The organism is Geminocystis sp. (assembly GCF_041753295.1).
Lineage (GTDB): Bacteria > Cyanobacteriota > Cyanobacteriia > Cyanobacteriales > Cyanobacteriaceae > Geminocystis.
On the sequence record NZ_JBGSUU010000126.1, the window covers coordinates 25,658 to 34,515 of the forward strand.

Genomic DNA, 8,858 nt, shown 5'->3' on the forward strand with positions numbered 1-8,858 from the left:
CCTCTTGCCTGTCTTTACCATTCTACTCAGATACGTCCTAGCTTATCAATTATTCCAATGCCATTTGGTGATACCTCCAGAAGCATCAATCAAAGTAACTCCTTTGTCCTTTAACAAATCACGGATGCGATCGCCTTCTTGATAGTTTTTAGCCTGACGAGCATCTAACCTTTGTTGAATTAAAACCTCAATTTCTGACTCAGTAATAACATTAGAAATATTTTCAATTTCGTTAGAATGAACTTCCAAACCTAAAATTTGAGCTAAATTCACTAACGTATGCCATTTATCTCCTAATTCCTGACTAGATTGACTGGTTTTGCCCTCATGGGTTAATAAATTCCCCTCCTTGCGTAAATCTTTTGCTAATTCAAAGAGGATAGCTAAACCTGCGGCAAAATTAAAATCATGATCAACGGCTTGACAGAAGTGATCTTGAACTGATTTAATAAAACTATGATTGGCTTTCTCTGTCCAATTTAGTATTTCTCTATACTTAACTCCAAAAAGTAAGCCTTCTGCTAAAGTATGCCAACCATTAGTTACAGCTTTTAAAGCCTCATCAGTGAAGTCAAGGGGCTTACGATAATTAGCTTGAAGGATAAATAAACGAATTGCCATGGGGTCATATTTTGCCAATAAATCCCGAATAGTAACGAAATTTCCGAGAGATTTAGACATTTTTTCCCCGTCAACTTTCACCATACCATTATGTAACCAATAACGGGCTAAAGGTTTACCCGTAACGGCTTCCGATTGAGCAATTTCGTTTTCATGATGAGGAAAAATCAAGTCATTTCCCCCCATGTGAATATCGATAGTTTCCCCTAACATATCTCTCACCATGGCTGAACATTCGATATGCCAACCTGGGCGCCCCTTTCCCCAAGGAGAATCAAAACTAGGCTCATCAGGTTTAGCGGATTTCCACAAAGCAAAATCAAAAGATTCTTGTTTCACTGCTTCACTTTGATTAACTCTACCACTAGCACCGGCTTGTAAATCTTCTAATTTTCGCCCTGATAACTTACCATAATCTTTAAACTTACTCACAGAATAATAAACATCTCCCCCCGTCTCATAAGCATAACCTTTTTGCTCTAATTCCCAAATTAATTTTTTGATGCCATCGAGGGCATGAGTCGCACGAGGATAAGCGTCAGCAGGTTTAACGTTTAGTCGTTGCATATCCTCAAAATAAGCCTTAATAAAGCGCTCAGAAATGGCCTCCATAGTGGTATTTTCATTTTTGGCACGATTAAGAATCTTATCGTCAATATCTGTAAAATTTTGAATATATTTAACTTCGTAACCTCTCCAAATCAAATAAGATCTTACCACATCCCAAACAATACAAGTTCTTGCATGACCTAAATGACAATAATCATAAGCAGTGATACCGCAACAATACATATTAACTTTAGGGGGATTAACGGGGATAAAAATTTCTTCTTGATTAGTGAGGGTGTTGTATAAAGTTAAATTCATTTTTCAGGTTTCAGGTTTTAGGTTTCAGGTTTTAGGTTTCAGGTTTTAGGTTTTAGGTTTTAGGTTTTAGGTTTTAGGTTTCGGGTTTCGGGTTTTAGGTTTCGGGTTTCAGGTTTCAGGTTTCAGGTTTCAGGTTTCGGGTTTTAAATAATTAGTTTATAGACTATTCAACATTCTTCCCCGTTTCCTTCCTATCTCTTATCTCCTATCTCCTATCTCCTATCTCCTATCTCCTATCTCCTATCTCCTATCTCTTATCTCTTATCTCTTATCTCCTATCTCCTATCTCCTATCTCCTATCTCTTATCTCCTATCTCCTATCTCCTATCTCTTATCTCCTATCTCCTATCTCCTATCTCCTGACTCCTATCTCCTAATTATCTATTACATTTTAAAGTCAAATATAAAACTAACTTTATCCTCTTTTCCTAAGGCAATGCGATCGCCAGACTTCAAACGGTGACGATTGCCTGTGGGTAAGGGAGTATGATTAATATAAGTTCCATTAGCACTACCTGTATCTTCAATGTAAAAATTATCATCTTCACGAATAATACTAGCGTGAACACGAGAGACTACTTGAGAATTAGGAAAACCCGAAACATCAATATCAGGAGGAGTTTTATCGTTAGGTTTGCCAATATTAATCATATCTAATTCTGTGGGCAATTCTATAATAATATTAGTTTGTACATGGGTGATAATTGCTTTTAAGGTTTGAATTTGAGTCTGAGTATCACCGATAATGTCCGTAATCATGGAGAATGTATTTATTGTAGGTATATCTATATTATTTATTTCCTTCAAATCGGTAATAATATCATTAATAATTTCTCCTTCATTAATTAATGCCGTCACAATATTTGTGGTATTATTCTCATTCAAATTTAAGGGGTTTTGCGTTAAATTGAAACCACATTCGGGACATTCATTAACATTATCTTCAACAAAAGCACCACAACTAGGACAAATAATCATATATTTGAGAATTTAAAATTGACAATGACTAATTACTAATAAACCAGACTAACTCTCCCCTAGGTTGAATTAGTTTACTAGGATATTGGTTACTATCTCCTGTTTCACTAAAAACCTGTTGTAAAGCGTCTTGTTTATTACTTCCTGACACTAAGAAAATAACGCAATTTGCCTGATTAATCAATGGTACAGTAAAAGTTAATCTTAAACTATCTTCTTTATTTCCCACCGTAATTAATCTATCACGAACTTCTAAGGCTTTTGTCTGAGGAAAAAGAGAAGCGGTGTGACCATCATCACCCATTCCTAGTAAGATAAGATCAAAAGTAGGAAAACCTGATGTGATGCCGAAAAAATCTAGTAACTCTTGATTATGTTTATCCGCATCAGTTTGAGGATTGTTACTCATAGTAGGCATCGGGTGAATATTGTTGACAGGAAAATTTACTTTATCTAACCATGATTCCCTTGCCATTTTTTCGTTACTATCAGGATGAGTTGGCAATACATAACGCTCATCTCCCCAGAATATATGAATTTTATCCCAAGGCAAATTTTCTTCGGCAATGGCTTCATAAATAGGTTTTGGAGTACTTCCTCCTGCTAAGGCTATAGTACAAATATCATTTTTGGCGATGGCATCTTTAATCTTATTGATAATCAATGGTGTAGCTTCGGTAATTAAAGCATTTTTATCGGCAACATTGTAAACTTTTGTCATAATTTTAATTAAATAGTTTGATAAATTTTATTTTAACCAAGCAAGGAGAATAATGAAAAAGATACCAGCTTCTAAAATTTGAAAATGTAAAGGTAAATTTTGCCACTCTCGAATAATAAATAGTTTAATCACATTCAATTTTGTGCGCCAATTTAGTAGTAAATCTTTAATATTTTCTAGCCATAATTGAGGATTATCTTTTTCAAGCCATTGATAATTAAGAATAGATAAAATGAGGGGTAAACCACCTATTTTGACATTCATAAGAATATGTAAAGCAATGAAAAATATAATTATTATCAATGATAATAGATGTAAAGAATACCAAAAATGATTTAACTCTCCTTTTGGCAACCATTTTTCATTCATCATTTTTCCACTAAAAAGAGCAAAAGTTAGAGAAAAAATACTTAAAGTATTAACTGTACGATGTAAACTATACCACCAGATAGGTTTATTGATAACTTTTAACTGTTTTAAAGTATCATTTTGAACTAATTTTTTCCCCCCTCGATGAAAAGCATAAAGAAGAAAAAAGGGGAATATTAATAATGAGAATAAACCAAAAGTGCCATGAATCCCCTCAATTTCCTTCCAATGGGGTAGAAAAATTTTACCCCAACGTCCATCATAAGTATTGTAAGTCCAAATAGCGGTTAAGATAGCTAAAATAACGAAAATCCCTTGAAGATTATGAAAAATTCTCAATAGTAATGGTTGATAAGGAGATGATGGCTTATTCATCATAGATTAATCTCTCATGGTTAAAATTTCATAACCATCATTAGTAACTAAAACTGTATGCTCAAACTGTGCTGAAAGTTGTTTATCAGCAGTTACAACCGTCCAGTGATCTTTTAAAGTACGAGTGTGTTTTTTCCCCTCATTAATAATTGGCTCAATAGCTAGTGTCATTCCTGATTTCAATTGTACATTAGGTAAATCTTTTGTGCGAGTATTAAATACCGAAGGCTCTTCATGTAAGTTTCTTCCGACACCATGTCCTACAAAATTTTCTACCACAGAAAAGCCATTTTTTTCCACATAATCTTGAATGGCGATGGCAATATCCATTAAATAATTACCAGCTTTTACTTGCTCAATACCTTTATACATAGCAGTTTCAGCTACTTCTAATAATTTTACTGTGCTTCTTTTTACCTTACCAACGGGAAAAGTAATGCAAGAATCACCATGAAAACCATTATAAAATGCCCCAGTGTCAATCTTAAGTATATCACCCATTTGAATTACCTTTTTCGGGCTAGGAATACCATGTACAACTTCATCATTAATACAAGCACAAATAGAGGCGGGAAAACCATGATAACCTTTAAAACTAGGAGTTGCACCCATTTCTCTAATTCTTTTTTCGGCATACTCATCTAAATCTGCTGTTGTCATATTCGGTTTAGTAATTTCGCTAATTTCTTTTAAAACAGTAGCGACAATTTTCCCTGATATGCGCATGGTTTCGATTTCTGCTGCGTTTTTAATTTCTATCCCTTTCCCATTTTTTTTCATGGGGGGTAATCCTTTTGTTTTAGGGGGATTTTCTCGGTTATTTTTGAGAGAATTAAATAATAAATCTCGTAAATTTTTCATTGATTTTTATAATAAAAGTTAGCAGTAAATAATCTTAAATCTTGTGAATATTGATTAATAAGATAACATAGCAATCCTATTTAAGTTGTCAGAAAATAATAAGTTAATTTTGCCTAAGTTAAGAGTCAAAATAACTCATAAATTATTTAGGTATATTAAAGTATTAATTATTAATTATTAATTCCCCTATCATTCCAGCCTCTTTATGGCCTTTTATGGAACAATATAATTGATAAATACCTTCTTTTTGTGGCACAAAAACCCAATCTGCTGTGCCTTCTGGCTTTAATTCTAACTCATGAATTGCTCCTTTTATTTCCACTTTTCCTGCTTGTACTTTTTGAGTCCAACTTGCATCAGCGAAGTCTTTTGCGGTAAAGTAGTGTTTTTCTGGACTAGGATTATCAAGGATTAATTTATATTTTTTCCCTACTTTAAAATCAAACTTATTAGGAATAAACTTTAATTCTCCTTGGGCATTTCCTAAGCTAACATTTATTGTTTCAATGTCTGTATTTGCTTCACTATTTAAGTTAAAAGTTAAGAAAAAAAAGCAACAAATAAATAGGCTAATAATAACTTTTTTTATCTTCATTGTTTATATAAACTTACTATATATTTGGGTTAATTATAAGAAATTTTATCCTCAAGATTGAGGATGTTTTAGCAAACAAAATCGAGTCATGATAATTCTTTTTTCTTCTGTCTCCTTTCTTAATATCTTTATCGATAATTTTATGATTAATGGATGATTAAATTATAAATAGAAATTGTGGGCACTGCCCACCCTACAGATAAAGAAAAGTTAAACTTATTAAAGGTATTTTTTCAGTATTTCTGTTAATTTTTGTTTCGTCTCTATAGGCGCTTTATCTAAAGGAGTAAAAATCGCTGTTTTTAAGGCGGAATGTGCTTCACTAACAAAGGGTTTACGGTTAATTAATTTTACCGTTTCCCTAATCACTTTTTGAGCATTGACGGCGTTTTGATATAAATTAGCGATAACGGTTTCAACTGTAACATGATCATGCTCTGGATTCCAACAGTCATAATCGGTAACTAAAGCTAAAGTAGCATAAGCAATTTCCGCTTCTCTAGCAAGTTTAGCTTCTGTTAAATTCGTCATCCCGATAATACTCGCACCCCAACTACGATAAAGATTAGATTCGGCAATAGTAGAAAAAGCTGGGCCTTCCATACATACATAAGTACCACCATGATGTAAGTCAATATCAGGAAAATCTAAATTTTTGATAGCTTCATCAAGAATATTTCCTAATTGATTACAAACAGGATTTCCAAAGCCGATATGCGCCACAATTCCGTCACCGAAAAAAGTTGCTTCACGATTTTTTGTGCGATCAATAAATTGATCAGGTATAACTAAATCTAGGGGTTTAATATGTTGTTGTAGTGAACCAACGGCAGAAGCTGATACAATATACTCGACACCTAACTGTTTTAATGCGTAAATATTAGCTCTAAAAGGTAATTCTGTCGGTAATAGATGATGATTTTTGCCATGACGAGGAAGAAAAACTACTCTAGCATTATCTAATGTGCCAACAATAAAATTATCCGAAGGTTTCCCAAAAGGCGTATCGAGGGTAATTTCTTCAATGTCTTGTAAGGCTTCCATTTTATATAACCCACTACCGCCAATAATACCAATTTTGATTGCTTCCATTGCACTGTTTTTACTGTAAAAAATATCTCTATCTATATTACTAATATTTTGCACCTAATCCGTTAAAATTCATTTAGATAATTAATTTAATTCTTTTAATATTAACGTAAAATTTACACTAAAAATTTATTATTAGCTCCTTAAAATAAACTATGTTTAGAAAAATACGTAACTTTATCGATTTATTTTTTACTAAATCAAGAAACATTAATAATGAGCCTGTTAATAAAGTAAGTTTAACGGTTATTATTATCATTGATTTGTTTATTTTAATTAACGTCTTTTCAGGATTAGATAGTATTAGTCGATGGTATTTAAGTCCTAATCAAGCCTATCCTTGTTATACTTCATGGCAAAATTATCAACAAAATAATAATCAAGATAGAGATTTTTTAATAGTAAGTGAAGCCTTAAATAATAATCTAAATTTACCTTCAAGTTATCAAGAATCTTCTCAAAAAAATTTAGGTAAAATATCTTCAATTTGTGTTAATTTTAGCAGTCTTAAAGAGCAAATAAATAAGCCAAATAATAAAGTAATTTTCACCTCCATAGAAGATAAACAAAGACAAATCACTTCCCTTCAAGGAAAAAATAAAAATATTCGCAGTCAATATGATTCTACTTTATTAGAAAAAATTGCAGGGCAACCTAATAATTTATCTATAAATCAAGTTGAAGCTCAAAAAGCAAGGCTAGAATTAGATAAAAATAATCTTAATATAAGTAATCTTCAAGGAGAAATTAAAGACTTAAAACAACAATTATTAACAACTCCTGAAACCGTCAAATTTATTTCATTTTTAAATTCTGATACTAATTTTAATGAAGTAAAAAAAGGTTATGATAAAGCATTATTTTGGTATCCTAGTATTCAAATTATTTTCCAACTTATTTTCTTATTACCTTTAATATGTATTAGTTTATTTGTTCATAAATTCGCCATAGAAAAAGGATACGGCTTACTTAGTTTAATGAGTTGGCATTTATTAGTAATCTTTTTTATCCCGTTACTAATTAAAATATTTGAATTTTTACAGATAGGAGTTATTTTCAAATCTTTACTAGATATTATTACCATAATTTTCGGTGGCTTAGTTTTTTTAATTAATTATTTATATATATTTATAATTCCAGCCATTGGTTTTGCTATCATTAAATTTTTTCAGCAAATCGTTTTTAACCCTCAAAATCAAGCTAGTAAAAGAGTCGAAAAATCTCGTTGTTTAAGTTGTGGAAAAAAAATTCATCATGATCATTTACATTGTCCCCATTGTGGTTATAGTCAATATGTAGAATGTCATCATTGTCATAATTTAACCTATAAGTTAATGCCTTATTGTTCTCATTGTGGTACGATACAAAATACAAATATTTCTTAAATATTCGATTAAATTACTCTACTTTAAGGACTTTTTTATTCTTTACTCATGACTTATTCACCACAACCCTAATTAAGATTTTTTTCAACTTTTCCCTGACAGTAAATCAAGTTGAAGATTAAATTTTAGTACATTTACTCTAGGTTCGCCAAAAATACCTAAAAATCTCCCTTCAGTGTTTTGTTGAATTAGTTGTTGCAATTGATTGGTTTCCAGATTACGGGCGATGGCAATTCTTTCAACTTGATTTTGAGCGGATTCAATACTAATATGAGGATCTAATCCCGAACCTGATGTATAGATTAAATCTATTGTAGGTTTAATATTTGCCTGTTTGAGTTTTCTGAGATTCTGCCTCTATTCTTTTTTCTAATTGTTCCAAATCTGATTGTTTTCTTTTTTCACTTTCTATGATTAACCATCTTTGGTCTATCCCATGATAATTTACTTTTTTCTCAATATATTTATACCCCATATTCTCTGACTGTATCCATGTTTTTTCTTCCTTTATTCTCACCAGTTTTTTTGCTTTTTTGACATTAAAAGGAACTCTAGTTAACCACACTATATTATTATTTTTCATTTCTGCCAAATTTCTTGCTGTATATAAAGCACTATCAGCTATATATATGGTTTTTAAATCCAAATTTTCTTGATATTTTTTGATTAATTCTACAAATACTTTTTGATCGGATTCATTTGTCATTAAATAATCAATATCGGTGGACTTTTCGCTCACTTTCTGCATTCATGACGATTCTTCAGTTTTTACTCCGAATAGGGTTGATAATTGAATATTTATGGTTGATCCAGATTATGACTTACCAACTGATTTTGAACTAAAACGTCAAGTTTACTAACGGTACTTAAACAAAACGATAAAAGAAATTAGGTTATAATTTTTGTATTATAACGTTTTTAGGTCAAAATGAAAGAAACAACATCTTCATCAATGCCACCATGTTTTAATCGCTGGTGTCAAAAAATAGATCCAGTC

Annotated in this window: 9 protein-coding genes and 1 pseudogene; 1 reads left to right on the top strand and 9 read right to left on the bottom strand. The window is 31.6% G+C overall.

What is annotated here, in order from left to right:
* Window positions 1–45: 45 nt before the first annotated feature.
* The 7 genes from cysS to ACEW8E_RS15915 all read right to left on the bottom strand — a co-directional run bounded on the left by cysS (window position 46) and on the right by ACEW8E_RS15915 (window position 6,479).
* A complete protein-coding gene (cysS, locus tag ACEW8E_RS15885; protein WP_373481334.1) occupies window positions 46–1,488 on the bottom strand; it encodes a cysteine--tRNA ligase in 1,443 nt (480 codons plus the stop codon).
* Window positions 1,489–1,872: 384 nt separating this feature from the next.
* A complete protein-coding gene (locus tag ACEW8E_RS15890; protein ID WP_373481335.1) occupies window positions 1,873–2,466 on the bottom strand; it encodes an FHA domain-containing protein in 594 nt (197 codons plus the stop codon).
* Window positions 2,467–2,494: 28 nt separating this feature from the next.
* On the bottom strand, window positions 2,495–3,187 hold the full coding sequence (gene pgl, locus ACEW8E_RS15895; RefSeq protein WP_373481336.1) for a 6-phosphogluconolactonase: 693 nt from the start codon (window positions 3,185–3,187) through the stop codon (window positions 2,495–2,497).
* Between the two features lie 27 nt (window positions 3,188–3,214).
* A complete protein-coding gene (locus ACEW8E_RS15900; RefSeq protein WP_373481337.1) occupies window positions 3,215–3,934 on the bottom strand; it encodes a cytochrome b/b6 domain-containing protein in 720 nt (239 codons plus the stop codon).
* Between the two features lie 3 nt (window positions 3,935–3,937).
* Window positions 3,938–4,792: a type I methionyl aminopeptidase gene (gene map / locus ACEW8E_RS15905; RefSeq protein WP_373481338.1), complete on the bottom strand. Its 855-nt coding sequence runs from the start codon at window positions 4,790–4,792 to the stop codon at window positions 3,938–3,940.
* A gap of 163 nt (window positions 4,793–4,955) precedes the next feature.
* Window positions 4,956–5,387 (bottom strand): plastocyanin/azurin family copper-binding protein, encoded by a 432-nt coding sequence (locus tag ACEW8E_RS15910; protein WP_373481339.1) that lies wholly within the window; start codon window positions 5,385–5,387, stop codon window positions 4,956–4,958.
* 219 nt (window positions 5,388–5,606) lie between these two features.
* Window positions 5,607–6,479 carry an S-methyl-5'-thioadenosine phosphorylase gene (locus ACEW8E_RS15915; protein WP_373481340.1) on the bottom strand — a complete coding sequence of 291 codons (873 nt, stop codon included), beginning with the start codon at window positions 6,477–6,479 and terminating at the stop codon, window positions 5,607–5,609.
* 152 nt (window positions 6,480–6,631) lie between these two features.
* On the opposite strand from ACEW8E_RS15915, the gene ACEW8E_RS15920 reads away from it, so the two are divergent.
* Complete coding sequence (locus ACEW8E_RS15920; protein ID WP_373481341.1) at window positions 6,632–7,861, top strand: hypothetical protein; 1,230 nt, start codon at window positions 6,632–6,634, stop codon at window positions 7,859–7,861.
* 84 nt (window positions 7,862–7,945) lie between these two features.
* Here the strand turns inward: ACEW8E_RS15920 and ACEW8E_RS15925 are convergent.
* Window positions 7,946–8,203: pseudogene (locus ACEW8E_RS15925) on the bottom strand (potassium-transporting ATPase subunit C); the annotation flags it as partial.
* Window positions 8,181–8,609, bottom strand: a complete 429-nt coding sequence (locus ACEW8E_RS15930) for an IS1634 family transposase (RefSeq protein ID WP_373481342.1) — start codon at window positions 8,607–8,609, stop codon at window positions 8,181–8,183. The pseudogene ACEW8E_RS15925 and the gene ACEW8E_RS15930, both read right to left, overlap by 23 nt.
* Window positions 8,610–8,858: the final 249 nt, after the last annotated feature.

Coding starts and splice junctions, on each gene's coding strand:
- cysS (WP_373481334.1), bottom strand. CDS start 1,488: ATGAATTTAACTTTATACAACACCCTCACTAATCAAGAAGAAATTTTT.
- ACEW8E_RS15890 (WP_373481335.1), bottom strand. CDS start 2,466: ATGATTATTTGTCCTAGTTGTGGTGCTTTTGTTGAAGATAATGTTAAT.
- pgl (WP_373481336.1), bottom strand. CDS start 3,187: ATGACAAAAGTTTACAATGTTGCCGATAAAAATGCTTTAATTACCGAA.
- ACEW8E_RS15900 (WP_373481337.1), bottom strand. CDS start 3,934: ATGATGAATAAGCCATCATCTCCTTATCAACCATTACTATTGAGAATT.
- map (WP_373481338.1), bottom strand. CDS start 4,792: ATGAAAAATTTACGAGATTTATTATTTAATTCTCTCAAAAATAACCGA.
- ACEW8E_RS15910 (WP_373481339.1), bottom strand. CDS start 5,387: ATGAAGATAAAAAAAGTTATTATTAGCCTATTTATTTGTTGCTTTTTT.
- ACEW8E_RS15915 (WP_373481340.1), bottom strand. CDS start 6,479: ATGGAAGCAATCAAAATTGGTATTATTGGCGGTAGTGGGTTATATAAA.
- ACEW8E_RS15920 (WP_373481341.1), top strand. CDS start 6,632: ATGTTTAGAAAAATACGTAACTTTATCGATTTATTTTTTACTAAATCA.
- ACEW8E_RS15930 (WP_373481342.1), bottom strand. CDS start 8,609: ATGCAGAAAGTGAGCGAAAAGTCCACCGATATTGATTATTTAATGACA.